Here is a 26,268-nt window from a genome sequence, read left to right as displayed (position 1 = left end):
TCGCTCCCACGATTGTTCTAGTCGCAGTCTCGCTTCGCTCAGCTGAACTCAACCCGCTCCGGCACCCGCGTCATCAGCACCTTGCCAGCACGGATCGACACCCGTGCCTTGGCTTGGCGCCGCACCGCTTCGTAATCATTTTCGGCATCCAGCACCAGTAGATTCGCCGGGCGACCTACCTCGATTCCGTAACCTTCACCCAGATTGAGCGTGCGTGCGCTGTTGTCGGTGACCAGATCCAGGCAGCGCGCCAGATCGTCAAAACCCATCATGTGGCAGATATGCAAACCGGCATCCAGCACCCGCAGGATGTTGCCGTTGCCCAGCGGATACCACGGGTCCTTGATCGAGTCCTGGCCAAAACACACGTTCATTCCGGCCCGGTCCAGCTCGGCCACCCGAGTTACGCCACGGCGTTTCGGGAAGGTGTCAAAACGCCCCTGCAAATGAATGCTCTCGGTCGGGCACGATACGAAGTTGATTCCCGAGGCCTTGAGCAACCGGAACAGTTTTGAACAATAGGCATTGTCGTAAGAGCCCATGGCCGTGGTGTGGCTGGCGGTTACCCGGCTGCCCATACCGCGTACCCGTGCTTCTTCGGCCAGTACTTCAAGAAAGCGTGAATGCGGGTCGTCGGTCTCGTCGCAATGCACGTCCACCAGGCAACCGGTGCGCTCGGCAAGGTCCATCAAGAACTTGATCGAACTGACCCCTTGTTCACGGGTGTTTTCAAAGTGCGGAATACCGCCGACCACATCGGCGCCCAACTCCACGGCCAGGGTCATCAACTCGCGCCCACCGGCGTAGGACTCGATACCTTCCTGTGGGAACGCAACGATTTGCAGGTCAATCAGGTGGCGGATTTCCTCGCGTACTTCAATCATCGCCCGCAGCGCGGCCAGGGTCGGATCGGTGACGTCGATATGGGTGCGTACGTGTTGAATACCATGCTCGGCCAGCATGTGGAGGGTGGCGTGGGCACGCTGTTTGGTGTCTTCGTGGGTGATGGTTTCTTTACGCTGTGCCCAGCGCTCGATGCCTTCGAACAGCGTGCCACTAAGGTTCCACTCGGGCTGGCCCGCGGTCAGGGCCGCATCCAGATGGATATGCGGCTCTACAAAGGGTGCGATCAGCAACTGGCCTTGAGCATCGATATCTGCACTCTGCGCCGCTACTGTGCCGGGCTGCAAGGTGATGGCGCTGATGCGTTCGCCTTCGCAACTGACCGTATACAGACCGGGTGTTCTACGCAGCGTGGCATTGATGATGTTCATAGTCGTTCCTATCGTTGGACACTAACAATGTAGTCGCAGCCTTCGTGCCTCGGCAGCGACTACAGGAAGTTTTTCTCCCCAAAAAACAAAACCCCCGTTAAGCCCAACTGTTGCCAGGGCTTAACGGGGGTTTATGGTCAGGCGGTTAACCCGCCTGCCAGCTCAGCTTATTGGCAAGCTTCGCAATCCGGCTCGTCAATCGCGCAAGCCTTTGGTACAGGTGCTGGACCGGCCGGGGCGGCAACTACGTCTTCGCTGTTGTTGCCGTTCGACACGGCGTTGAGCTTGCCAGTGTTGACGGTGGACTTCTCGGTGCTGGTCGCGGCCAGGGCACGGAGGTAGTAAGTGGTTTTCAGACCACGATACCAAGCCATGCGGTAGGTCACGTCCAGTTTCTTGCCCGAAGCGCCTGCGATGTACAGGTTCAGCGACTGAGCCTGGTCGATCCACTTCTGACGACGGCTGGCGGCGTCAACGATCCACTTGGTGTCAACTTCAAACGCAGTGGCATACAGCTCTTTGAGCTCTTGCGGGATGCGTTCGATTTGCTGCACGGAACCATCGTAGTACTTCAGATCGTTGATCATGACCGAGTCCCACAAATCGCGAGCCTTGAGGTCGCGAACCAGGTACGGGTTGATCACGGTGAATTCGCCCGAGAGGTTCGATTTCACGTACAGGTTCTGGTAGGTCGGTTCGATCGACTGCGATACGCCAGTGATGTTGGCGATGGTCGCGGTCGGTGCGATGGCCATGATGTTGGAGTTACGAATGCCTTTCTGTACACGGGCGCGAACCGGTGCCCAGTCCAGGGATTCGTTCAGGTCAACGTCGATGTACTTCTGGCCACGCTGTTCGATCAGAATCTGTTGCGAATCCAGCGGCAGGATGCCCTTGGACCACAGCGAACCCTGGAACGTCTCGTAAGCGCCACGCTCGTCAGCCAGGTCGCAAGAAGCCTGGATCGCGTAGTAGCTGACCGCTTCCATCGACTTGTCGGCAAACTCAACAGCGGCCTGCGAAGCGTAAGGAATGTGCTGCAGGTACAGAGCGTCCTGGAAGCCCATGATCCCCAGGCCCACTGGACGGTGCTTGAAGTTCGAGTTGCGAGCTTGCGGCACCGAGTAGTAGTTGATGTCGATAACGTTATCGAGCATGCGTACGGCTACGTCGATGGTGCGCTTGAGCTTGTCGGTGTCCAGCTTGCCGTTGACGATGTGGTTCGGCAGGTTGATCGACCCCAGGTTGCAAACGGCGATCTCGTCCTTGTTGGTGTTCAAGGTGATCTCGGTGCACAGGTTCGAGCTGTGAACCACGCCCACGTGCTGCTGCGGGCTACGCAGGTTGCACGGGTCTTTGAAGGTCAGCCAAGGGTGGCCGGTTTCAAACAGCATGGACAGCATTTTACGCCACAGGTCTTTGGCCTGGATGGTCTTGAACAGCTTGATCTTGCCAGGGTACTGGGACAGTGCTTCGTAGTACTCGTAACGCTCTTCGAAGGCCTTGCCGGTCAGGTCGTGCAGATCCGGTACTTCGGACGGCGAGAACAGGGTCCACGGGCCGTCATCGAAGACGCGCTTCATGAACAGGTCAGGGATCCAGTTGGCAGTGTTCATGTCGTGGGTACGACGACGGTCATCACCGGTGTTCTTGCGCAGCTCGATGAACTCTTCGATGTCCATGTGCCAGGTTTCCAGGTAAGCACATACAGCGCCTTTGCGCTTGCCACCCTGGTTAACGGCTACGGCGGTGTCGTTCACCACTTTCAGGAACGGAACCACGCCCTGGGATTTGCCGTTGGTGCCCTTGATCCACGAACCCAGTGCACGTACTGGCGTCCAGTCGTTGCCCAGGCCGCCAGCGAATTTGGACAACATGGCGTTGTCGTGGATCGCGTGGTAGATGCCCGACAGGTCGTCCGGCACGGTGGTCAGGTAGCAGCTGGACAGCTGTGGACGCTGAGTACCGGCGTTGAACAGGGTTGGGGTCGACGACATGTAGTCGAAGGACGACAGCAAGTTGTAGAACTCGATGGCGCGGTCTTCTTTTTGCTTCTCTTCGATTGCCAGGCCCATGGCCACACGCATGAAGAAGATCTGCGGCAGTTCGAAACGTACGCCATCGTGGTGGATGAAGTAACGGTCGTACAGGGTTTGCAGGCCCAGGTAGGTGAACTGCTGATCGCGCTCGTGGTTGATCGCCTTGCCCAGTTTTTCCAGGTCGAAGGTGGCCAGAACCGGGTTCAGCAAATCGAACTCGATACCTTTGGCGATGTAGGCCGGCAGGGCCTTGGCGTACAGGTCAGCCATCTCGTGGTGGGTGGCGCTGTCAGCGACTTGCAGGAAGCTCAGGCCTTCGGCACGCAGGGTGTCCATCAGCAGGCGAGCGGTCACGAACGAGTAGTTGGGCTCACGCTCTACCAGGGTGCGGGCGGTCATCACCAGGGCGGTGTTGACGTCGCTCAACGCTACGCCGTCGTAGAGGTTTTTCAGGGTTTCGCGCTGGATCAGGTCGCCGTCAACTTCTTCCAGACCTTCACAGGCCTCGGTGACGATGGTGTTCAGGCGGCCCATGTCCAGCGGCGCGAATGTGCCGTCAGCGAGGGTGATACGGATCGACGGGTGAGCGCGCACAGCGTCTTCAGCCGGGGCGCGGGTTGCACGTTCCTTGGAGCGGGCATCACGGTAGATCACATAGTCGCGAGCCACTTTTTGTTCGCCGGCACGCATCAGGGCCAGTTCAACCTGGTCCTGGATTTCTTCGATGTGGATGGTGCCGCCCGATGGCATGCGACGCTTGAAGGTCGCGGTGACTTGTTCGGTCAGGCGCGCAACGGTGTCGTGAATGCGCGACGAAGCGGCAGCGTTGCCACCTTCAACTGCGAGAAACGCCTTGGTGATGGCGACGGTGATCTTGTCATCGGTGTAAGGAACTACAGCCCCGTTACGTTTGATCACGCGCAATTGGCCTGGCGCGGTCGCAGACAGATCCAGATTTGAATCGGTACCCTGCGAGTTCTCGCGAGTTGTATCGGTTTGCATGGGGGTGTCTCCACATTCTCTATGTTTGTTTGGGCGCCTTTTGGGTGCCCACCGTTCCGTCCTGAAGCACTACAACCGGTAATGAGCCGGGCATAACAACTTCGGGACGTACAGAAGGGGGGTTAAGCCGCTTCCGTGCCGAAGTCTTGATTCACGCAGACCGCGTGAAACCGTATTCCAGCGGGATGACAGTATTTTTACTGCAACACCCGGGCCGCTTTCCGACGTTTAGGTTGGAAAGCGGTTGCCATCCGCATGAGCGGTTTGGACTTTAAAAACTGCGTTTGGTTTAACCCAACAGGCGCGAGAAAAGGGCTTGAAATTCTCGTCTGAGTTGTGTTGGGTTTTTGGCCTAAAACCCTACATATGGGGTTTTTTGGCGGAGCTGATACAAGATATGCGTTTTGCAGGGGTTGTGCAACGTACTGCCTGTGGATAACCCTGTGTGTAAATTGTGTGTGAAAGCTTGAATATCCATGTAGGCCGCACTGCACCGGCATTTAGCCGTTTGTCACCGGATTTTGCAGGAGCAAATCGTTTGCGCTGGATTTTGAGGGCGCGAACCCTACCATAAAAAACAGCGCTGTCCGAACGCATTTTCAGGCGGGTGCAAAGATAGGAAAGGTCAAGCGAAAAGACGTGCCGGGAGGCCGCATAGGGCCTTCCCGGCAATTGAGCGAAATTACTGCAACTGGAAGCTGTTTTGCTGGACGTTTTGCGAGTCGAGGCCAATCTGCACATTGAATTCGCCAGGCTCGGCGACGTGCTGCAACTGCGCGTTGTAAAACTTCAGATCGTTCTCGGCGACGGTGAATTGCACGACCTTCTGCTCGCCGGGTTTGAGCATGACTTTCTGGAAGTTCTTCAGCTCCTTGAGCGGACGGCTCATGGAGGCGGTGACGTCCTGGATATACAACTGAACCACGGTTTCGCCCGCGCGCTTGCCCGTGTTTTTCACGGTTACGCTGGCGGTCAGAGTGTTGCCCGGCTTCAAGGTTTTGGTCGACAGGCTGACATCCGACAGGCTGAAGTCGGTGTAGCTCAAGCCATAGCCAAACGGATACAGCGGGCTGTTGGGCTCATCGAAATACTGCGAGGTGTAGTTGCCCGGTTTGCCCGGTGTGAAGGGCCGGCCAATGCTCAGATGGCTGTAGTAAGTCGGAATCTGACCTACAGAACGCGGGAAAGTGATCGGCAGCTTGCCTGACGGGTTGTAGTCACCGAACAGCACGTCAGCAATCGCGTTGCCCCCTTCGGTGCCGCTGAACCAGGTTTCCAGCACGGCATCGGCTTGTTGCTGTTGCACATCGATCGACAGCGGACGGCCGTTCATCAACACCAGTACCAACGGCTTGCCGGTGGCCTTGAGCGCAGTAATCAGGGCGCGCTGGCTGGCAGGAATGTCCAGGTTGGTGCGGCTCGACGACTCGTGGGACATGCCCCGCGATTCACCCACCACAGCGACGACTACATCCGCCTGCTGCGCGGCCTTGACCGCCTCGTCAATCATCACCTGCGCCGGGCGCGGGTCGTTGACCACTTCTGGTGCATCGAAGTTGAGGAAGTTCAGGTAATCGACGATTTTCTGGTCGTCGGTAATATTGGCGCCGCGGGCGTAGATCAGGTTGCCCTGTTGGCCGAGTGCGTTACGCATGCCGTCATACACGGTCACAGACTGTGCTGGCAGACCCGCTGCGGCCCAACTGCCCATGATGTCGATCGGGGCTTTGGCCAGGGGGCCAACCAGGGCAATGCGCGCCTGTTTATTCAGGGGCAGGGTTTCGGCCTGGTTTTTCAGCAGCACCAGACTCTTGCGCGCCACTTCACGGGCTTCGCTGCGATGCAGGCGGCTTTCGGCCTTGGTGTCGGCCGGGTCATCTTCAGCCTTGCCGATACGCAGGTACGGGTCGGCAAACAAGCCCATGTCGTACTTGGCGCCAAGCACCTCGCGCACGGCGTTATCCAGATCGCTTTGCGGCACTTCGCCGGACTTGAGCAGGCCAGGCAATTCTTCGCCGTAGGCCTTGTCGTTCATGCTCATGTCGATACCGGCCTTGATTGCCAGTTTGGCGGCTTCGCGGCTGTCTTTGGCTACGCCGTGCTTGATCAATTCAATAATCGCGCCGTGGTCGCTGACTGCAACGCCTTTAAAACCCCAGTCCTTGCGCAGCAAATCCTGCATCAGCCACATGTTTGAGGTGGCAGGCACGCCATTGATCGAGTTCAGGGCCACCATCACGCTACCTGCGCCCGCTTCGATGGCGGCGTGGTAGGGCGGTAGATAGTCCTGAAACATGCGTGTCGGGCTCATGTCGACAGTGTTGTAGTCGCGTCCGCCTTCGACTGCGCCATACAGGGCAAAGTGTTTGACGCTGGCCATGATATTGCCGGGCAGGGCAGGCGATGCGCCCTGATAGGCTTGCACCATCACCCTGGCGATGCGCGAGACTAAATAGGTGTCTTCGCCAAAGCCTTCGGAGGTACGGCCCCAGCGCGGGTCACGGGCGATGTCGACCATGGGGGCGAAAGTCAGGTCGATACTGTCGGCGCTGGCTTCCTTGGCGGCCACGCGGCCGCTGAGGCCGATGGCGTCCATGTCCCAGCTGGAGGCGAGAGCCAGGCTGATCGGGAAAATGGTGCGATGGCCGTGGATCACGTCGTACGCAAAAAACATCGGGATCTTCAGGCGGCTGCGCATGGCAGCGTCTTGCATCGGGCGGTTTTCGTCGCGGCTGATGGAGTTGAACGTGCCGCCGATACGGCCTGCGGCGATTTCCTTGCGGATCATCTCGCGGGGCATTTCCGGGCCGATACTGATCAGGCGCAGTTGACCGATCTTTTCATCCACGCTCATTTTTTTCAGCAGTTCAGCAACGAACACGTCTTTGGGAGGGAGCGGGGCCGCCGGGGTTTGAGCCCACGCGGTGTGACTGGCCAGGCTGATGACGATGCCCAGCAAACACATATTTCTCATTGGATTCTTCTGCGCAGCCGCTCACTTGAAGCGAGGGAAGCCCGCGCTTGTGCAGCGATATTGTTCTGGAGGAATGTCAGGAATACTCGAATTAAAGAAATGACCTACCTTTAGAACAAAGTATTCCTGCATGGCAGGCAGTCTTTTAGCTGATTCGCCGCGAGCAATCCAGTATTGCCGGGAGTTTTTGGGTGTGGTGTGTGGTCTATAAACCTGATGTCGTTATTTCGGAGCGTTGCAAGCATGGGAATACAGAGCGTTAGAACCTGGGGTTGGAAAGTTATTGCCCTGCTGACCGTAAGCAGTCTGCTTGCAGGATGTGGGATCAATACCATTCCGACCCTCGACGAGCAGGTCAAGGCGGCCTGGTCGCAAGTACAGAACCAGTATCAACGTCGTTCCGACCTGATTCCCAATCTGGTGGAGACGGTCAAGGGCGCGGCCAAACAGGAGCAGGCCACCCTGACTGCGGTGATTGAAGCGCGGGCCAAGGCGACCTCGATCCAGGTCGATGCCAGCACGTTGAACAACCCGGAAAAACTCAAGCAGTTTCAGGAGGCGCAGAATCAGCTGACGGGAGCCTTGAGCCGGTTGATGGTGGTGTCTGAGCGTTACCCGGACCTGAAATCCAACCAGAACTTCCTGTCGTTGCAATCGCAACTGGAAGGCACGGAAAACCGGATCAGCGTGGCTCGTCGCGATTTTATCCTCGCGGTTGAGCGCTACAACACTGAGATTCGCACCTTTCCGGGGCGTTTGTGGCATGCGGTGATGTACAGCGACTTGCCGGTACGCTCCACCTTTGAAGCCACAACCCCGGATGCCGACAAGGCACCTGAGGTGAAGTTCTAAGCCGCCTGACCAATATGCGTACCCTGTAGCAGCTGCCGAGGAACGAAGGCTGCGTTCGGCGGCGCAGTCGTCGTAAAATCATTAATTGCGGTGTTTCAAATACACCTCAGGCTCAGATTTTACGACCGCTTCGCGCTCGAACGCAGCCTTCGTTCCTCGGCAGCTGCTACGAGTAACGCCTGTCAGATTCGACCTATGAGGTTGCCGATGCGCGTATCAAAGCCGGGGCTTGGCCTGTTGCTGTGGCTATTTATAGCCACGGCCCAGGCGCTGACTTTTCCTGCACTTAGCGGGCGGGTGGTGGACGATGGGCAAATGCTCGACCCCGCCACACGCCAGCAGCTGACGCAAAAGCTTGAGACCCACGAAAAAGCCACCGGCGAGCAAGTGGTGGTGGTCACCGTACCCAGTCTGCAAGGCACCCCCATCGAAGATTTCGGCTACCAACTGGGCCGCGCCTGGGGCATCGGCCAAAAAGACAAAAACAACGGCGCATTGCTGATTGTGGCCCGCGATGATCGCAAGCTGCGTATCGAAGTCGGCTATGGCCTGGAAGACCGCCTCACCGACGCCCAGTCCTCGGTGATCATCCATCAAGTGATCACCCCGGCCTTTAAAAGCGGTGACTACAACCAAGGTATCAGCGACGGAGTTGACGCCATCCTGCAAGTATTGGGTGGCGCGCCATTGGCCGAACCGGCCTATGCCGGAGGGCAGGGCGACAGCAACGATTTGATGGCCGAACACCCGGGCGTAGTTGTGCTGCTATTTATATTGTTTGTTCTGGTCGTTGCGGCCTGCCAGTTCTTTGGCATCTGCCGCTCAGGCGGCGGCGGTGGCTCGCGCTCGGGTGGCTTTGGCGGTGGCGGTTTCGGCGGTGGCGGTGGCGGTGGCGGAGGGTTCAGTGGTGGCGGTGGCAGTTTTGGCGGCGGCGGAGCCTCTGGCGGCTGGTAATTCATTTTTCAACGAGTATCGATAGTTATGGCTTTGTTAACTCAAGAGCAACAACGGCAGGTCGAAGAAGCCGTCACCCGTGCCGAACAACGCACCGACGCTGAAATTGTCACCGTGTTGGCACCGCGGGCCGATGACTACAGCTATATCCCCTTGTTGTGGGCCAGTCTGGTTGCCTTGCTGGTGCCCGCCGTGGCGCACGTTCTGATTGGCGGCCTGGAGATATATTCCTTGCTGATGCTGCAATGGGCCAGCTTCGTGTTTCTCAGCCTGATCTTCCGCCTACCGGCGATTACCACCCGCTTGATCCCGTCCCGTGTGCGCTACTGGCGAGCCAGCAACCTGGCCCGGCGGCAGTTTCTCGAGCAAAACCTGCACCACACCGAAGGGCGCACCGGCGTGCTGATTTTTGTCAGCGAGGCGGAGCGTTACGTCGAAATCCTGGTGGACGAAGGTATCTCCCGACATCTGGACAACAGCGACTGGGGTACCATCGTCAGCGATTTCACCCGCCGGGTGGCGTTGGGCCATACGGCTGAAGGCTTTATTGCCTGTATCGATGCCAGCGCCGAATTGCTCGCGCAGCACATACCGAGAACACAGGCGCGTAACCAATTGCCGAATCGGTTGGTGATGTTGTAATCGCGGCTGTCTGAAATTACTCCGTGCCCCCGGCGGCCAACGCGCCTAAAATGGCCGCCATTGCTTTTCTGATTTCTCCCTCTTGCACCCCCGAGGCACCATTTTCAATGTCAGTGACTGCTACCACCGCCCCGTCTGTGCCGGATCATCGTGCGCAATTTTTGAATCTGCTGGAAACCGGCCTGGCGCAAAACTCGTTTATCAAGCTGGTGCTGGCCAAGTACGTCGGTCCAGAGGCTGAATTGCAACGGGTGATCATCAAGCAGGTAACGGTCAAGGATCAGCCTTGCCTGTCTTTTGTGTACCGTTACAAAACCCGTGATATCACCAAGAACTTCCCGCTTGAAGAGGGCGTGGCGATTATTGCCGGGCTGTTGCCGGAAGCGTTCAAGAACGCGCACTTGCTGACCCTGACTGACGAAGTGCAGTTGGAATACAGCAAAAAAGGCAAAAGCTCGCTGTTCAAAGGCAAGAGCCAGCAGGAGCGCGAATTGCCGTCGGCTGAGCACAATCGCGAGAAAAATCGCTTTCTGGATCTGACGCGGCCGTTTCTCGCCGATCTGGGCGTGACCAACAAGCAGCAAGAGCTGATCCCGGCGATGTCGCGCAAGTGGAAGCAGATCAACAAGTTTATCGAGGTGTTTTCCCACGCCCTGAGCAACTCGCCGCTCAAGCTCGATCAACCGGTCAAGGTGGTGGATTTCGGTTCGGGCAAGGGTTACCTGACGTTTGCCATTCACGACCACCTGCGCCACAGCCTGCAAGCCGAAGGCATGGTGACCGGGGTTGAGCTGCGTGAAGACATGGTCACGCTGTGCAACAACGCCGCTGAACGCCTGGAGCACCCGGGCCTGACGTTCCAGCATGGCGATGTGCGCAGCTTTGCCCCGACGCCGATCGATGTGATGATCGCGCTGCATGCCTGTGATATCGCCACCGACTACGCCATCCATATGGGCATTCGTTCGGGTGCGGCGATCATCATGTGCTCGCCGTGCTGCCATAAGCAGATCCGCCTGCAAATCCAGAGCCCGGCATTGCTCAAGCCGATGCTGCAATACGGTTTGCACTTGGGCCAACAGGCCGAAATGGTTACTGACAGCCTGCGTGCACTGTTCCTGGAAGCCTGCGGTTATGAAACCAAGGTGTTTGAGTTCATCTCGCTGGAGCACACCAACAAAAACAAAATGATCCTTGCGGTCAAACGCGCCGAACCGCTGGACCCGGCGCAATTGTTGGTGAAAATTCAGGAACTCAAGGCGTTCTACAACATTCAGGAACACTGCCTTGAAACCCTGTTGCAGGCCGATGGGTTGTTGAAATAAGCCTGTAAGTTGCGTCTGGCGGGTACGTAGTACCTGGCTATTACCCGCCCAGGCGCGCAGGGGGTACTTTGGCTACTCTTACTGGCCCTATCCCCCACAGGAGCACGCACCATGGCAGCGAAAAAAATTCTGATGCTGGTTGGCGATTACGTCGAAGACTACGAAGTGATGGTGCCGTTCCAGGCGCTGTTGATGGTCGGGCATCAGGTGCATGCGGTGTGCCCCGGCAAGACTTCGGGCCAGACCGTGCGTACCGCCATCCACGACTTTGAAGGCGACCAGACCTACAGCGAAAAGCCTGGCCATTTGTTTGCCCTGAATTTCGATTTTGACAAGGTTAAAGCCAGCGATTACGACGCGCTGCTCGTACCGGGTGGTCGTGCACCGGAATACCTGCGCTTGAATGAAAAAGTGCTGGAGCTGGTGCGTGATTTCGACAAGGCGGGCAAGCCGATTGCTGCTGTGTGCCACGGTGCGCAACTGCTGGCGGCGGCTGGTACTCTGGAAGGCCGTGAATGCAGCGCTTATCCGGCGTGTGCACCGGAGGTTCGCCTGGCGGGTGGTACTTATATCGATATCGACGTGACCAAGGCCCATGTACAGGGCAACTTGGCCACTGCACCGGCATGGCCTGCGCATCCTGCATGGCTGGCGGCGTTCCTGGGCTTGCTCGGCACCAAGATTACCTTGTAAGAATGAGGGCGTGACCATGTGTGAATTGTATGTAAAAGCCGATCCGATTCTTTACGAGTCGCGCTCACGGTCATTGCGTATTTGCGGCGTGGTCACCACCCTGCGCCTGGAAAACCAGTTCTGGGACATCCTCAGCGAAATTGCACAGGAGGACGGCATGACCACCAACCAATTGGTGGCCAAGCTGTATGAGGAAGTGATGGATTATCGCGGTGAAGTGGTCAACTTCGCGTCTTTCTTGCGCGTCAGTTGCACGCGTTACCTGAGCCAGCGCCGGGTGCAGGTGCCGGAGTTGAGTGTGGTAGCACGTCATAAAGCCTGAGTGTGTAGCCGCTGCCGAAGGCTGCGATGGGTTGCGAAGCGACCCTGCTTTCAAAGGTTCTTCGGCCCTTATCGCAGCCTGCGGCAGCGGTTACAGGTTATGCACTGCTGTTTAGAAGAACCGCGTCACGCTGATCTTGGCATTTCGCCCCTGGCTGTAGGCGTTATCGCCACTGAGCATCGGGCGAAAGCTCTTGTTGAACATATTGTCCAAGGTGAAGTTGACCTCGGTGCCCTTGAGGTAAGGCTGTTGCGGCTTCCAGTTGGCAAACAGACCTTGCACGTTGTAGCCGTCATTATCGTAATGATCCCAGTAACGGTCACCCAAGACGCTCAGCGGGCTGCTGTAGTAATTGTCGCTCGGTCTGCGGTCGGTCTTGCGTACCCATTCGCCTTTCCAACCAACGCGGGCATCCAGGCTCGGTATTTTGGTGCCCAGTACGGCAATCCATTTTGGTGCGGGTACGTCGCGTGCCCAGACGTTGGGGCCCCAAGGGTTGGTGTAGGCGCCTTCGTGTTTGCCAGTCATCCATGCGTATGAAAGCGAGCCGAAGACGTACGTGGACTCGTAGAAGCTTTCAACCTCAAAGCCTTTGATAGTCACGCTGCCAATATTGCGGTAATTCGGCATATTGGGACCGCAGTCTTTGGTCATGCCCCCTGACACAGTTTGTGCCGCACAGCCTACGCCCGTGGCTTTGAAAATCTCGTCGTCGACAGTGTTGTGGAACAGGGTAGTGCGCACCAGTGCGTGGTCACTGTCGCCGAAAATCTGATCGAACGTGGTGATGTTGCCCCCACGCCAGCCGGTGATGCGTTCGGGGTCCAGGCCCAGGCTGCTGGAAGTGCGGCTGCCAGACCCCTGGACTTCATATTGCTCGTCGATCACCGGGGCGCGCCAGGTCTTGCTGTAGTTAACGAACAAGGCGGTTTTCGGAGTTATTGTCCAGAAGGCCGCCAGGCGAGGCGACCAGCCAGTGTAGGTTTTGTCACTGTAGTCGTGGCCCAGTTCCGGGTGGTTGTAGTAGGGCGCATCGTTTTCCTGGCCGCGATTGCGCACATGGTCGTAACGCATGGACGGCGTCAACGTGAAGTCGCCCCAGGTGATGGCGTCCTGAATATAGAAACTGTTGGTGTCGACCTTGCCTCTGGGCATGAAGTTTGGCTGGTAGTGGCCGTAGTTGTACTTCTCGGCGTCATAGCTCCCGCCCGGCATCCACATATTCACATCACGCTGATGCTTGCGAAATTGCACGCCAGTGGTCACCGCATGGTCCAGCGGGCCGCTGGCAAACAGGCTGATATTTTCGATCTGGAGCATGTCGTCGGTGTAGCCGGTTTCCATCTTGCGCCCGCCGCTGGTGGGCTGGGTGAAGGCCTGTGCGCTGCGCGTGTCGGTTTGTTCGGTATTGGAGTGCGAGTACTTCACTTCCAGATCCACCAGTGGATTGTCCAGAGGCTCGTATTTGTATTTGGCTGACCAGGTGGTGTCGATGGTTGAGCGGTTGGACAGGTAGCGTCGGGAGGCGATGTCGTAACCATATTTATCAATGTTGGCCTTGCTGGGTGGCTCCGGGTAGCTGACTGCCGAGAAGGGCACCCACAGGTAATTGTTGGCCCGCGAGTAAGACATGCCTACGCTGTGCTCGTCGTTGAGGTGCAGGTTGAGTTTGAGCAGTTGCGCGTCCAGATCCTGGGCGGTGTTGGGCAGGCGCTTGGGGTTGACCGGGTAAACATTACCGGGGTTGGGCATATTGTCGGCGAGCTTCATGTCATCACCGTCGCGTTTGGTGTAGTACACCAGCGCATCGGCGCGGCCATCATCGGTGCGGCCGTACACGGCACCGCTGTAAATCTGTTGATGGTCATTGCTGCTGTAGCCGTACTTGAGCATGGCACCAACGTCCTTGCCTTCTTCGAGCAGGTCCGGCGCGTCCTTGGTTTCCATGTGCACCACGCCGCCAAAACCACCATTGCCGGTGTGTATGTCGTGGGGGCCTTTCTCGACTTCCAGGCGTTTGATCAGCTCGGGCTCGATAAAAATCGTGCCCTGTTTGTAGCGTTCAAAGCCGCTTTTGGTCGCGCCATCAACGGTCATCTGCACATCTTCAGCTTCGCCCATGCCCCAAATGTTGATGGTCTGACCGCCCGGCTTGAGCGATCCGCCGAGGTTGATACCCGGCAGGGTGGCCAGCAAGCTGGGGATGTTATTGGCCTGATACTGATTGATCTGAGTTTGCGTCATGGTCGATTTGCCGACGCTGCTGGAATCCACCTCGTTACCGCTGCCCACCACGCTCACCGCGCCCAGCTCCAGGCTGTTGCTGGTGGTTGTACCGTCTTCCTTGGGTCTCACAACGTAGGTTCGGTCGACCTGGATCAGGCTGAAATCGGTGCCCTTGAGCAGTAACTGGATGGCTTGTTGCGGTGTGTAGTCGCCCTTGAGCGCGGGGGCTTTGATGTTGCGTAACAGGGCTTCGTCGAACAGCAGCTGGATTTTTGCCTGCTGCGCCACCTCACTTAACGAACTGGCCAGCGATTGTGCCGGCAGTTGCAGCTGGATCGACTCGGCATGGGCTTGCAGGCTGACCGCCAGGCAAGCTGCCACCAGTGTTGGGCGCGAGCAGAAGTGCGAGAAGTGATGTGGTGCGCGAAACATGAAATCCCCCGGTGTGGCAACAAAGGCCAAAAAGACATGCGTTAGCAACGCAGACCGGAGGAAGACGCGGCACAATGAAAAAACCACATATGCGAATGAAAAATATTCGCATATGTTTTTTTAGCGAGGTTCGATACGGATTGTTCCGTTGTCCTGCAGCACGGTTTTTACCGGGATCAGTGCAGGAAGAGCCTTGACCAGGGCCAGTGGGTCGCTGATATCCAGATTGCCCGAGACCTTGTAGGCAGCGAGTGGCCCAGCGGCCAGTTGGATCACGCCGGGGCGGTACAGGTCCAGCTCGTCCACCAGGCTGCCCAGTTCGCGATTGCGAAATGACAGGTGGCCACTGCGCCAGTCCGCCACTTTTTCGGCACCCAGGGGGTGCTCTTGCAGTGAGCTCTTGGCGTAGTCGTAGGTGGCGCGTTGTTGTGCGCCCAGCAGGGTTGAGGATTTTGCATCGGGGGTAAACGCAACCTGGCCGTGGGCGACACTGACGACCAATTGGCGCGAGCTGCGTCGTACATCAAAGCCGGTGCCGACCACCTTGATCCGTGCAGCGCCAGCATGTACCACTAGCGGCTGCTCCTTATTGGCTGCAACCTCGATATAAAGCTGGCCTTGATCCAAATAAATATCGCGCTGTTGTGCGTTGAATTCCAGGCGCAGCCGGGTATTGGCATTGACGTTCAAGGTGCTGCCATCGGGTAACAGGAGGGTGCGCCCGCCTTGGGCCAAAGTACTGACCTGCTGCTGGTGCAGCGCCACTGGAGCCCCGAGATTGAGCGCAAACACGGCGCATAGCACGGCGGCAGCGGTGGCCAGGGCGAAGTTTGAACGCCGGGGGCGGACAGGCAGCGCAATGGGTTGGTTGATCTGTTCAAGTTGACCCAGATCCGCCCACAGAGCCTCAAATTCGGCATAGGCCTGAGCATGGGCCGGGCTGGCATGCCATGTGTCGAATTGCTCGCGGGTGCTGTGGTCGCGCTCGTTGCGGTTACGTGCAAACCAGTTGGCTGCCTGCTCGTCGATGCTGTCGTGACCTGCTGCTTGATGAGGGCTCATTTTGGCTGCTCCTTGCCGCTGTCCCGTTGTTGATACTGCTTGCAGTGCAACAAGGCCAAGGCAATGTGCTTTTCTACCATGCTGACGGAGATCCCCATGCGCTCGGCAATCTGTGCCTGACTCAAGCCTTCAAAACGGTGCAGCATAAGGGCTTCACGGCGTCTGGGCGAGAGTTCTGCGAGTATGGTTTTGAGCTGTTCAAGGCGTTGCAGACGCTGGGCAGCAGCCATTGGATCATCCCTTTCGTCACTCAAGGGCTCGGATTCGCTCTCGCCGTGCTGGTGATGTACAGCCTGGCGCACTTGCTGGCGGCGCCAGTGGTCGCGCAATAGATTGCGCGCCATCTGGAACAGAAACGCCCGCGGCTGCTCGACGTTGGCCCGGTCCTGATAACCCAGCCATTGAGTGAAAACATCCTGAGTCATGTCAGCTGCATCGCTGGTGTTGTCGGTGCGCTTACGCAGAAAGTGCAAAATTTGCGTATAGAACTCGCGAAAGGAATCGGCCGCAGGCGGGTCGGGTTTAAGGCGAGACATGAGGGTCCTTGTGAACACAGCGATGCAAATAAGTCGCGAATGGTATCGATAACCATTGCTATTTGTCTCGTTGAAAGTTCGACTTTCGCTCATCTCGGCAAATAAATGGATAAATAGCCCATGGCGTCTTTACTGACTAGGTGCAGGAACCCTTAATTTCAGGAGAAGGTTATGTCGGGTTGGTACGAATTGAGCAATACCAGCAATGGGCAGTTCCGCTTTGTGTTGAAGGCGGCGAATGCCGAAACCATTCTGGTCAGTGAGCACTACACCACGCTGGCGGCAGCCAAAGGCGGGATCGCCTCGGTACAGACCAACAGCCCGCTTGATGAGCGGTACGAGAGAAAAGTGGCCAAGGATGGTAGTCCGTACTTCAACCTGAAGGCGGCCAATCACCAGATTATCGGCACCAGCGAGATGTACTCGTCAGAGGCTGCGCGTGACAAAGGCATTGCCAGTGTCAAACACAATGGGCCGACTACGGTCATCAAAGACAAGCATTGAGGCGTTCGGCCAGGGTTAAACCTCTACCGGCACCGAGTGTCGGCTGAGGCCCAGCGCATGAGTCTTCGAGTTAAAAAAGCGCAAGGTCAGCTTCTTCTCGGCAAACAGTGCCGTGTAATGGTTCTTTTGAAAGCGGATAAACGCTTCACTGCGCGGATAGATCGAGATGCACAGGGTTTTCAGCGGGGCCTGGCGCAAGGCATCGATCAGGTGCTGGTCCTGCTCGCCCAAGCTGTGGCCGAAGATGCACAGCGCGTCTTTATGCGCCATTAACTGCTCATGGCAAAAAGACAGGTAATCGGACTGGCGGATGGATTTTCGCTTGTCGTCGCTGCTGCTTTCGCTGACAAACAGCGGCACATCGTCCAGTGCGCTGATCGAGTGGTTAATTGCAAAGTTGCTTAACAGGGTGGGTTCGTTGGCCGTGATTCTGCGTGCCTTGCCTTCCTGATTTTTGACCAGGTGCAGCGCCCCGTGCAGATACAGCATACGAGTGGTTTTACCCTTGGCCGCACCGGCACTCAGTTCAAAAGTCGAACCGGGGGTATTGAACAGGTCGTTGAACTGTTTTGGCGCCTGCATCACTGCCCAGGGCGCAAGCAAGTCGTAGTTGGAGCAATACACACTGGCGTAGCGCGCCAGTTCTGCATGCCAGCAAGCCAGGGTTTCGGGCTGCATCAGGCGCCAGGGAATGTGCACGTCTTGAGTGCAGTTGATCAGGGCTTCTTTAATGGCGTAATAGCGTTTGCGCGGCGAGGCCGAGTTGATGGCCAGCGCCTTGTTGACCTTGCTCGCGGTTTTCAGGGCGCTGAGCACATGCTCGAAGTTGCGCGTGCCGAGGGCCTCGAACACGCTGAGTTCGGTCTGACTGAGGGGCTTTTCGGCGACGCTCTTGGCTTTGTCAAACAGCGAGTCGTAATAGAAGTCATGCCACACGGCCATGCTTGCGCCGTTGCCAATCAGCAGCCCGCTGCACGGTGTGCTGGTGCGCAACTGATTCCAGTCTTCTAGTTCGGCATCAAATTCCTGGAAAGGGGTCATCGCAATTTCGTCTCAAGGCGTGGGCGGTGTCGGACTTTATCATGCTCAAGTGTTGAGCCAGATCAACATTGCTGCATTGTGATTGGAGGAAGCTGTGGAGACCGACTTAGCCAATGACCCGCCAAGAGGACTCTACATGACCAGCACTTTCTTTATTCCCGCCGTAAATATTATGGGTAACGGTTGCTTGGCTGAAGCCATGACCGCTATTCGCAATTATGGTTTTCGCAAGGCCTTGATTGTGACTGACGCGGGGCTGGCAAAGGCGGGTGTTGCGACGCTGATCGCTGAGCAGCTGGCGCTGCAGGACATTGATTCGGTGATTTTCGACGGTGCCAAGCCGAACCCGAGCATTGCCAACGTTGAGGCGGGGCTGGTGGTGCTCAAGCAACATCACTGCGATTTTATCGTGTCGTTGGGTGGCGGCTCGCCCCATGACTGCGCCAAGGGCATTGCGCTGTGTGCCACCAATGGCGGGCATATCCGTGATTACGAGGGGGTTGATCGCTCGGCCAAGCCGCAATTACCGCTGGTCTCGATCAATACCACGGCCGGTACAGCCAGTGAAATGACGCGTTTTTGCATCATCACCGACGAAGAGCGCCACGTAAAAATGGCCATTGTCGACCGCAATGTGACACCACTGTTGTCGGTCAACGACCCCGAGTTGATGGTGGGGATGCCCAAAGGGCTAACCGCAGCCACGGGCATGGACGCCCTGACTCACGCCATTGAGGCGTATGTGTCAACGGCTGCCAACCCCATTACCGATGCTTGTGCGATCAAGGCGATGGAGCTGATCAGTCAAAACCTGCGTCAGGCGGTTAGCGACGGTAAAGATCTGACGGCACGCGAGAACATGGCTTACGCGCAGTTCCTCGCGGGCATGGCCTTTAATAACGCGTCGCTGGGCTTTGTGCATGCGATGGCCCACCAGTTGGGCGGGTTCTATGACTTGCCCCATGGTGTGTGCAATGCGGTGCTGCTGCCCCATGTGCAGATGTTTAACGCCAGTGTATGTGCGACCCGCTTGACCGATGTGGCTCACGCGTTGGGTGCCGATGTGCGGGGCTTGAGCCCGGAAGAGGGCGCGCAGGCGGCCATCGCGGCGATTCGCACCTTGGCCCGGGATGTAGAAATCCCGGCCGGGCTGCGTGACCTGGGCGCCAAGCTGGATGACATCCCGATTCTGGCCACCAATGCCCTGAAGGATGCTTGTGGTTTCACCAACCCGCGCAAGGCTGATCAGTGGCAGATTGAAGAAATTTTCCGTAACGCGTTCTGATTGAGAGGTACCGATCTTGCAGGAGAGGGCTTGCTTGCGATTCAGGCGACGCGGTTTACCTGCGTTGTCGGGTTGATGCCATCGCGAGCAAGCCCGCTCCCACAGAAAAGCACGGTACAGACATAAAAAAACGGCCAGGTTATTAACCTGGCCGTTTTTGTGTCTGACGTATAAAGCGCTTATTGCACTTCTACAGCCAGGCTTTCGCTGATTTTTTTCTGCCAGATCGCCGGGCCGGTGATGTGCACCGACTCGCCGTTGCTATCGACTGCCACGGTAACCGGCATGTCTTTAACGTCGAACTCGTAGATCGCTTCCATACCCAGTTCGGCAAATGCCACCACACGCGATTTTTTGATCGCTTGGGCTACCAGGTACGCAGCACCGCCGACGGCCATCAGGTACACAGCTTTGTGGTCCTTGATCGCTTCGATGGCGGTAGGGCCGCGCTCGGATTTGCCGATCATGCCCAGCAGGCCGGTTTGATCGAGGATCTGACGGGTGAACTTGTCCATCCGCGTAGCGGTGGTCGGACCGGCAGGGCCAACGACTTCGTCGCGCACCGGATCAACCGGGCCTACGTAGTAGATGAAGCGACCCTTGAGGTCGACCGGCAAGGTTTCACCCTTGTTGAGCATTTCGACCATGCGCTTGTGCGCAGCGTCACGCCCGGTGAGCATTTTGCCGTTCAGCAGGACGGTTTCGCCCGGCTTCCAGCTCTGCACGTCTTCCGGGGTCAGGGTGTCGAGGTTGACACGGCGGGCCGACGGGCCTGCTTCCCAAACGATTTGCGGGTAGGCGTCCAGCGGTGGCGCTTCGAGGGATGCAGGGCCGGAGCCGTCCAGTACGAAGTGAGCGTGACGGGTGGCCGCGCAGTTCGGGATCATGCACACCGGCAGGGACGCTGCGTGGGTCGGGTAGTCCATGATTTTTACGTCGAGTACGGTGGTCAGACCGCCCAGGCCCTGGGCGCCGATGCCCAGTTGGTTGACCTTCTCGAACAGTTCGATGCGCATCTCTTCGATACGGCTGGACGGGCCGCGCTTGATCAGGTCGTGAATGTCGATGGATTCCATCAACACTTCCTTGGCCATCACAGCTGCTTTTTCAGCGGTGCCGCCGATACCGATGCCGAGCATGCCTGGTGGGCACCAGCCCGCGCCCATGGTCGGAACGGTTTTGAGCACCCAGTCAACGATCGAGTCGGACGGGTTGAGCATGGCCATTTTCGACTTGTTTTCGGAACCGCCGCCCTTGGCCGCTACGTCCACTTCCACGGTGTTACCCGGAACGATGGAGTAGTGAATGACCGCAGGAGTGTTGTCCTTGGTGTTACGACGCGCACCGGCCGGGTCGGCCAGGATCGAAGCACGCAGGACGTTTTCCGGCAGGTTGTAAGCGCGACGCACGCCTTCGTTGATCATGTCGTCCAGGCCCATGGTGGCGCCGGTCCAGCGCACATCCATGCCTACGCGTACGAATACGGTGACGATGCCGGTGTCCTGGCAGATCGGGCGGTGGCCAGTGGCACACATGCGCGAGTTGATCAGGATTTGCGCCATCGAGTCACGGGCCGCTGGCGATTCTTCGCGCAGGTAGGCTTCGTGCATGGCCTGGATGAAGTCCACGGGGTGGTAGTAGGAAATGAATTGCAGGGCGTCAGCAACGCTCTGAATCAGGTCGTCTTGCTTGATCACGGTCATGGGTCGCGCTCCTCTATAAGACGGGAACATACAATCAATAAGGTGTTTGCGACCTTGGGTCAGGTCTTTGCTAGGCATACCGGGCACACATGACCGGTACAAAAAAGGCGCCGCAGTATAACCCGGTACACTCTTTGATACACCCGCACGCACAAAACTTGTAGCCGCTGCCGAAGGCTGCGATAAGGGCCGAAGGATCTTTGTTTTTTTATTCCGGTGGCGGGTCGCTACACCACCCATCGCAGCCTGCTGCAGCGGCTACACGGTGCCCGGATCTGGAATTACCCAACGGAGGCTATAAGTGCCCCAGTTACACGTTGCTGACCAGCGCTGGTCAGTTGCCGAAAGTACCAATCTGCTCGACGCCTTGAATCAGGCCGGGGTAGCCGTGCCCTACAGTTGCCGGGCTGGCAGTTGCCATGCCTGCCTGGTGCGCTGCGTGCGTGGCGAGCCGGCCGATCTCAAACCCGAGGCATTGAGCCGGGCACAGCGTGAGCAGGGTTGGCGTCTGGCTTGTCAGTGTCAGGTGGTCGAGGACCTGCAGGTTGAAGCCTTCGACCCGCTGCGCGATGGCATGCCAGCACATGTGCTGGCGCTGGACTGGCTGAGCCCGAGCGTGCTGCGGTTGCGCCTCTCGCCGCAGCGCCCGTTGCGTTATCGCGCTGGCCAGCATGTGGTGTTGTGGACCGCTTGCGGTGTCGCTCGACCGTATTCGCTGGCCAGTCTGCCCGAAGAGGACCGCTTTCTGGAATTCCACCTCGATTGCGCTCACCCCGGTGAGTTTGTCGACGCGGCCCGGCATTTTAAAGTCGGCGATTGTGTGCGGCTGGGTGAGTTGCGTGGCGGTGCGCTGCGTTACGACCCGGACTGGCAGGAGCAGCCGCTATGGCTGCTGGCATCCGGCACCGGGCTAGGGCCATTGTTTGGCGTGCTGCGCGAGGCATTGCGCCAGGACCATCAGGGGCCGATTCGGTTGGTACATGTGGCCCGCGATGCGAGCGAGTATTACCTCAAGGATCAATTGTCAGCATTGGCGGCGACGTGTCCGAACCTTACGGTTGAGTACCTTGAGCGTCAGCAATTGCCCGAGTACCTGCTGCAGCTGCGTCTTGCCTCACGTCAAACCCACGCTCTGCTCTGCGGCCATCCCGATACGGTCGAGGCGTTTGCCAAACGTCTGTTTCTGGCTGGGCTGGGCCGTAACCAACTGCTGGCGGATGCTTTTTTGACCCGCAGTTAAGCGCCAGGCGCAATAAAAAAGCCCCGCCTGAGTGATCAGGCGGGGCTTTGAGTTTAAGCCGTGTAAGGCTTAAACCATTTTGTCGCCGACATGCAGAATCTTCATGCCGTTGGTGCCGCCCACGGTGTGGTAGCTGTCGCCCTTGGTCAGGATGACCCAGTCGCCATTCTGTACGACGCCCAGTTTGAGCAGTTCGTCGATGGCAGCCTGGCTGACTTTTTCTGGCGGCAGGGATGCCGGGTCGAACGGTACGGTGTAAACACCACGGAACATCGCCGCGCGCGCCTGGGTTTCACGGTGCGGGGAGAACGCGTAGATCGGCACCGAAGAACGGATGCGCGACATGATCAACGGTGTGTACCCGCTTTCGGTCAGGGCGATGATCGCTTTGACACCCGGGAAGTGGTTGGCGGTGTACATGGCCGCCAATGCGATGCTTTGATCGCAGCTTTCGAAGGTTTTACCCATGCGGTGGCTGGAGGTTTTGCTGGTCGGGTGCTTTTCAGCGCCGACGCAAATACGCGCCATGGCTTGCACTGCTTCCAGCGGGTATGCGCCGGCAGCACTTTCAGCCGAAAGCATCACGGCGTCGGTGTAGTCGAGAACGGCGTTGGCAACGTCAGACACTTCGGCGCGAGTTGGCATCGGGTTCTGGATCATCGACTCCATCATCTGGGTCGCAACGATCACCGCCTTGTTGTGGCGACGTGCGTGCAGAATGATCTTCTTCTGAATGCCCACCAGCTCGGCATCGCCGATTTCTACGCCCAGGTCGCCACGGGCAACCATCACCGCATCGCTGGCTGCGATCAGCCCGTCGAGGGTTTCGTCGTCAGCCACGGCTTCGGCGCGTTCAATTTTCGCGACCAGCCAAGCAGTACCGCCTGCCTCGTCACGCAATTGACGAGCGTATTCCATATCTGCAGCGTCACGCGGGAACGACACGGCCAGGTAGTCGACTTCCATTTCGGCAGCCAGCTTGATGTCAGCCTTGTCTTTTTCAGTCAGGGCTGGCGCGGTCAGACCGCCGCCGCGACGGTTGATGCCCTTGTGGTCGGACAGTGGGCCGCCGATCAGCACGGTGCAGTGCAGAGCATCGCCGGTGGCGGTGTCGACACGCATCACGACACGGCCGTCGTCGAGCAACAACTCGTCGCCTACGCCGCAGTCTTTAACCAGATCCGGGTAGTCGATACCGACGATTTGCTGGGTGCCTTCAGTCAACGGATGGCTGGTGGAGAAGGTGAATTGATCACCGACTTTCAGCTCAATCTTTTTGTTGGCGAATTTGGCGATACGAATTTTCGGGCCTTGCAGGTCCCCCAGCAGGGCAACGAAGCGGCCATGCTTGGCGGCGATTTCGCGCACCAGCTTGGCACGAGCCTTGTGCTCATCGGGAGTGCCATGGGAGAAGTTCAGACGGGCAACGTCCAGGCCAGCGAGGATCAGCTGCTCCAGCATTTCTGGTGAATTGCTGGCAGGGCCAAGTGTGGCAACAATTTTGGTTCGACGAACAGACATGCAAAGACTCCTGAGTTCAAGCGCTGCCAAAGGCTACTATGGTCTTTGGCTGTAGTCATTGTTCCTCTGCACTACTTTCTGCTTAAGTTGTGGTGCATTGGGTCGGTTGCCTTGAAGAATTCGGCTGTGGGGTCGATACACTGTTGTGAACAGGAGATACCCATGCGAATTTTGCTCGTTTTATTGTTGCTCAGCACTGTGGCTGGCTGCACCCGCTGGTCGATGAACCACCATTTGAACAGCGCTTACCGTGCCTATGACCGAGGCAACTGTGAAGCAGTGATGCTGGAACTGTCCGAGGTTGATCGCGACAGCCGCAGTCGCCCGTATATCTGGCCGCAAACCGCAATGCTGCGTGGGCTGTGCCTGGAGCGTACGAAGTTTTACCTGGATGCATCCCAGACTTACCAATACATCATCAACGAGTTCCCGAAGAGCGAGTATGCCTATCGGGCCAAGGCGCGGATCGAGACGCTGCGTATTCTCAAATTCATTCCGGGGCCGGGGACAACGGCTCAGGCGCTGCCTGCAACCATTCAATGATGCACAAAATTATGACTGGTCAATTGTGCTCGTTTCACTAATATTGAATGGCTTTGAATGGTTATTGTTCATTCGTCATTCAAAGAGATGTCAATGCTCGGTGGCTGGTCGTTGCTCCGAGCTTCAAGCGGGTGCGTGCAGGGCAGACTGGGCGCGGGTTTTGGCTCAGGTGTGCGGGCAGGGCATTTTGAAGTGCTGGTGCGGCCATGCGTAATGGCCTTCTATAGTGATCTTGAATATGGTTATTGAGCGGCTCATCGAACGGCAGCAACTGACGTGTTACTTGGAAGTGTTCAATCGGTTCACGGACAAACCCGTGGGTTTTCTGGGTAATGTGTCCGACGGCGGGCTGATGCTGATCAGTCAGTTACCGATGCTGGTGGACGCCGATTTCGAGTTGCGGCTCAAGCTTCCCGGTTCCGATGGCTGCCCGCAGTTGATTGACCTGACGGCGCGTTGCCTGTGGTGCCGTGAGGATGTGACGCCCAATTGCTATGACTCCGGCTTTATCCTGTACCAGCCGCCTGCCGAGTACACCGCACTGATCAGTGCCTTGCAGCGCTACTTCAGCTTTCAGCCCTTGCAGGCTTCTGCATAGGTGTTTGAGCGCCTAGACTGTCGGGGTCTACTGCTCAGGAACACCCCGTGACCTCTATTTTTTGGTACGACTACGAAACCACTGGCATCAATCCGCGCTGCGATCGAGCCGTGCAAGTCGCTGGTATTCGCACTGACCTTGAACTCAACGAGATTGATCAGCCGGTCAATCTCTACTGCCAGCCCAGCGACGATATTCTGCCGCACCCGATGGCCTGCCTGATCACGGGCATCACCCCTGGCCGACTCGAAGACAAAGGCTTGGGCGAGGCGGAGTTCATGACTCGCACTCATGCTCAGCTGGCGTTGCCGGGCACCTGCGGTGCGGGCTACAACTCGCTGCGCTTTGATGACGAGGTCACGCGCTACAGCCTGTACCGAAATTTCTTCGACCCTTATGCGCGTGAATGGCAGGGTGGTAACAGTCGCTGGGATTTGATTGATGTAGTGCGCACGGCCTATGCCCTACGCCCTGAGGGGATCGTCTGGCCAGAGGATGACGGGCGTGTGACGCTCAAGTTGGAGCGTTTGACGGCGGCCAACGGAATTGATCACGGTCAGGCTCACGATGCGTTGTCCGATGTGCGGGCAACCATTGCGCTGGCGCGGCTGATTCGCGACAAACAACCCAAGTTGTATGACTGGTTATTCCAGTTGCGGACTAAACAGCGGGTGCTTGATCAAGTTCGTCTGTTGCAACCGATGGTGCATATTTCAGGCCGTTTTTCTGCAGCCAGACATTATGTCGGCGTGGTATTACCGCTGGCATGGCATCCAAAGAATCGTAATGCGTTGATCGTCTGCGATCTGCACTTTGATCCTCAGCCATTACTGGACATGGACGCAGAAACTTTGCGCCAGATGCTTTATACGCGCCGCGAAGATTTGCCGGAAGGTCAGTTGCCGGTTCCGCTCAAGCTGATACACGTTAATCGTTGTCCGGTGGTGGCACCCTTGAATGTAGTGCGGGCACAGGATCAACAGCGTTTGCAGTTGGACATGCCACTCTACCAAGCGCGCGCCCTCAGCCTTACCGATACCCAGGAAGTTTGGCGAGATAAGTTGTCGACCATTTATGCCCGCGAAGACTTTGTTCCCAGTGACGATCCCGAGCAGCAATTGTATGACGGTTTTATCGGTGATCGAGACCGTCGGTTGTGTGAACAAGTCCGGGCCAGTGATCCGGAGCAACTGGCCAAAGATACATGGCCTTTTGATGATGAGCGTTTACCCGAGTTGTTATTTCGCTACCGGGCGCGAAACTTCCCTCATACCTTGAGTGCACAAGAGCTGGAACGCTGGCATGTGTTCTGCCAACAACGGTTGGTGGACCCTGTCATGGGTGCCCCCATGACGCTGGCTAACTTCACCCAGGCCACGGATGAGCTGTCGCGTAGCGCTACGCCAGACCAGCTAAAGCTGCTGGGTGAGTGGCAGCGCTATGCGCAGGCGTTGAGCCGTCGTGTCGGGCTGAGCCTGCCAGGTGATAGCGAGGATTAAA

The 26,268-nt window shown here is 57.6% G+C and carries 21 protein-coding genes; 12 read left to right on the top strand and 9 right to left on the bottom strand.

Annotated elements, in window-relative coordinates:
- Positions 1–38 precede the first annotated feature (38 nt).
- The 3 genes from codA to bglX form a co-directional block, all read right to left on the bottom strand.
- Complete coding sequence (gene codA / locus V6L79_RS21075; protein WP_338579449.1) at positions 39–1,274, bottom strand: cytosine deaminase; 1,236 nt, start codon at positions 1,272–1,274, stop codon at positions 39–41.
- Positions 1,275–1,441: 167 nt separating this feature from the next.
- Positions 1,442–4,315 (bottom strand): ribonucleoside-diphosphate reductase subunit alpha, encoded by a 2,874-nt coding sequence (locus V6L79_RS21070; protein ID WP_261739256.1) that lies wholly within the window; start codon positions 4,313–4,315, stop codon positions 1,442–1,444.
- 682 nt (positions 4,316–4,997) lie between these two features.
- Positions 4,998–7,289: a beta-glucosidase BglX gene (gene bglX, locus V6L79_RS21065; protein ID WP_261739255.1), complete on the bottom strand. Its 2,292-nt coding sequence runs from the start codon at positions 7,287–7,289 to the stop codon at positions 4,998–5,000.
- A 243-nt stretch (positions 7,290–7,532) separates the two neighbouring features.
- Here bglX and V6L79_RS21060 point away from each other — a divergent pair, with 243 nt between their 5' ends.
- From V6L79_RS21060 to V6L79_RS21035, 6 genes are all read left to right on the top strand, one after another.
- Positions 7,533–8,141, top strand: coding sequence for a LemA family protein (locus V6L79_RS21060; protein WP_261739254.1), 609 nt, complete (start codon positions 7,533–7,535; stop codon positions 8,139–8,141).
- Between the two features lie 207 nt (positions 8,142–8,348).
- Entirely contained in the window at positions 8,349–9,095 is a 747-nt protein-coding gene (locus tag V6L79_RS21055; protein WP_338579448.1) for a YgcG family protein, read from the top strand.
- Positions 9,096–9,122: 27 nt separating this feature from the next.
- On the top strand, positions 9,123–9,737 hold the full coding sequence (locus V6L79_RS21050) for a TPM domain-containing protein (RefSeq protein ID WP_338579447.1): 615 nt from the start codon (positions 9,123–9,125) through the stop codon (positions 9,735–9,737).
- A 107-nt stretch (positions 9,738–9,844) separates the two neighbouring features.
- Positions 9,845–11,062, top strand: a complete 1,218-nt coding sequence (locus V6L79_RS21045; RefSeq protein ID WP_338579446.1) for an SAM-dependent methyltransferase — start codon at positions 9,845–9,847, stop codon at positions 11,060–11,062.
- Positions 11,063–11,173: 111 nt separating this feature from the next.
- Positions 11,174–11,755 carry a DJ-1/PfpI family protein gene (locus V6L79_RS21040; RefSeq protein ID WP_019823320.1) on the top strand — a complete coding sequence of 194 codons (582 nt, stop codon included), beginning with the start codon at positions 11,174–11,176 and terminating at the stop codon, positions 11,753–11,755.
- Positions 11,756–11,771: 16 nt separating this feature from the next.
- Positions 11,772–12,077, top strand: coding sequence for a ribbon-helix-helix domain-containing protein (locus tag V6L79_RS21035; RefSeq protein ID WP_261739250.1), 306 nt, complete (start codon positions 11,772–11,774; stop codon positions 12,075–12,077).
- A 111-nt stretch (positions 12,078–12,188) separates the two neighbouring features.
- Here the strand turns inward: V6L79_RS21035 and V6L79_RS21030 are convergent, their stop codons facing one another.
- From V6L79_RS21030 to V6L79_RS21020, 3 genes are all read right to left on the bottom strand, one after another.
- Positions 12,189–14,735: a TonB-dependent receptor gene (locus tag V6L79_RS21030; protein ID WP_261739249.1), complete on the bottom strand. Its 2,547-nt coding sequence runs from the start codon at positions 14,733–14,735 to the stop codon at positions 12,189–12,191.
- Between the two features lie 120 nt (positions 14,736–14,855).
- A complete protein-coding gene (locus V6L79_RS21025) occupies positions 14,856–15,797 on the bottom strand; it encodes a FecR domain-containing protein (RefSeq protein ID WP_338579445.1) in 942 nt (313 codons plus the stop codon).
- Positions 15,794–16,333, bottom strand: coding sequence for an RNA polymerase sigma factor (locus tag V6L79_RS21020; RefSeq protein WP_261739247.1), 540 nt, complete (start codon positions 16,331–16,333; stop codon positions 15,794–15,796). Before V6L79_RS21020 ends, V6L79_RS21025 begins: the two co-directional genes overlap by 4 nt.
- Positions 16,334–16,504: 171 nt before the next feature.
- On the opposite strand from V6L79_RS21020, the gene V6L79_RS21015 reads away from it, so the two are divergent.
- Positions 16,505–16,837 (top strand): YegP family protein, encoded by a 333-nt coding sequence (locus V6L79_RS21015; protein ID WP_261739246.1) that lies wholly within the window; start codon positions 16,505–16,507, stop codon positions 16,835–16,837.
- Between the two features lie 15 nt (positions 16,838–16,852).
- Here the strand turns inward: V6L79_RS21015 and V6L79_RS21010 are convergent, their stop codons facing one another.
- Complete coding sequence (locus V6L79_RS21010) at positions 16,853–17,878, bottom strand: DUF4917 family protein (protein ID WP_338579444.1); 1,026 nt, start codon at positions 17,876–17,878, stop codon at positions 16,853–16,855.
- A 136-nt stretch (positions 17,879–18,014) separates the two neighbouring features.
- Here V6L79_RS21010 and yiaY point away from each other — a divergent pair, with 136 nt between their 5' ends.
- Positions 18,015–19,163 (top strand): L-threonine dehydrogenase, encoded by a 1,149-nt coding sequence (gene yiaY / locus V6L79_RS21005; RefSeq protein WP_338579443.1) that lies wholly within the window; start codon positions 18,015–18,017, stop codon positions 19,161–19,163.
- A gap of 179 nt (positions 19,164–19,342) precedes the next feature.
- On the opposite strand, the gene V6L79_RS21000 is transcribed toward yiaY, so the two are convergent.
- Positions 19,343–20,866: a fumarate hydratase gene (locus V6L79_RS21000; RefSeq protein WP_321834210.1), complete on the bottom strand. Its 1,524-nt coding sequence runs from the start codon at positions 20,864–20,866 to the stop codon at positions 19,343–19,345.
- A 301-nt stretch (positions 20,867–21,167) separates the two neighbouring features.
- Between V6L79_RS21000 and V6L79_RS20995 the strand changes: the two genes are divergently transcribed.
- Positions 21,168–22,106 (top strand): iron-sulfur-binding ferredoxin reductase, encoded by a 939-nt coding sequence (locus tag V6L79_RS20995; RefSeq protein ID WP_338579442.1) that lies wholly within the window; start codon positions 21,168–21,170, stop codon positions 22,104–22,106.
- A gap of 69 nt (positions 22,107–22,175) precedes the next feature.
- Here V6L79_RS20995 and pyk read toward each other — a convergent pair whose 3' ends face one another.
- The gene (gene pyk, locus V6L79_RS20990) at positions 22,176–23,627 is read right to left on the bottom strand and encodes a pyruvate kinase (protein ID WP_261739241.1); all 1,452 of its coding nucleotides are present in this window, start codon (positions 23,625–23,627) and stop codon (positions 22,176–22,178) included.
- A gap of 162 nt (positions 23,628–23,789) precedes the next feature.
- Between pyk and V6L79_RS20985 the strand changes: the two genes are divergently transcribed.
- The 3 genes from V6L79_RS20985 to sbcB all read left to right on the top strand — a co-directional run bounded on the left by V6L79_RS20985 (position 23,790) and on the right by sbcB (position 26,267).
- The gene (locus V6L79_RS20985; protein ID WP_261739240.1) at positions 23,790–24,170 is read left to right on the top strand and encodes a tol-pal system YbgF family protein; all 381 of its coding nucleotides are present in this window, start codon (positions 23,790–23,792) and stop codon (positions 24,168–24,170) included.
- Between the two features lie 238 nt (positions 24,171–24,408).
- Entirely contained in the window at positions 24,409–24,768 is a 360-nt protein-coding gene (locus V6L79_RS20980) for a PilZ domain-containing protein (protein ID WP_338579441.1), read from the top strand.
- A 47-nt stretch (positions 24,769–24,815) separates the two neighbouring features.
- On the top strand, positions 24,816–26,267 hold the full coding sequence (gene sbcB, locus V6L79_RS20975) for an exodeoxyribonuclease I (RefSeq protein WP_338579440.1): 1,452 nt from the start codon (positions 24,816–24,818) through the stop codon (positions 26,265–26,267).
- The last annotated feature ends 1 nt before the right edge of the window (position 26,268 follow it).

Source organism: Pseudomonas sp. ML2-2023-6, assembly GCF_037055265.1.
Lineage (GTDB): Bacteria > Pseudomonadota > Gammaproteobacteria > Pseudomonadales > Pseudomonadaceae > Aquipseudomonas > Aquipseudomonas kulmbachensis.
Note: the sequence above shows the minus strand (reverse complement) of the source record. Positions and strands in the feature narration are given on the sequence as shown.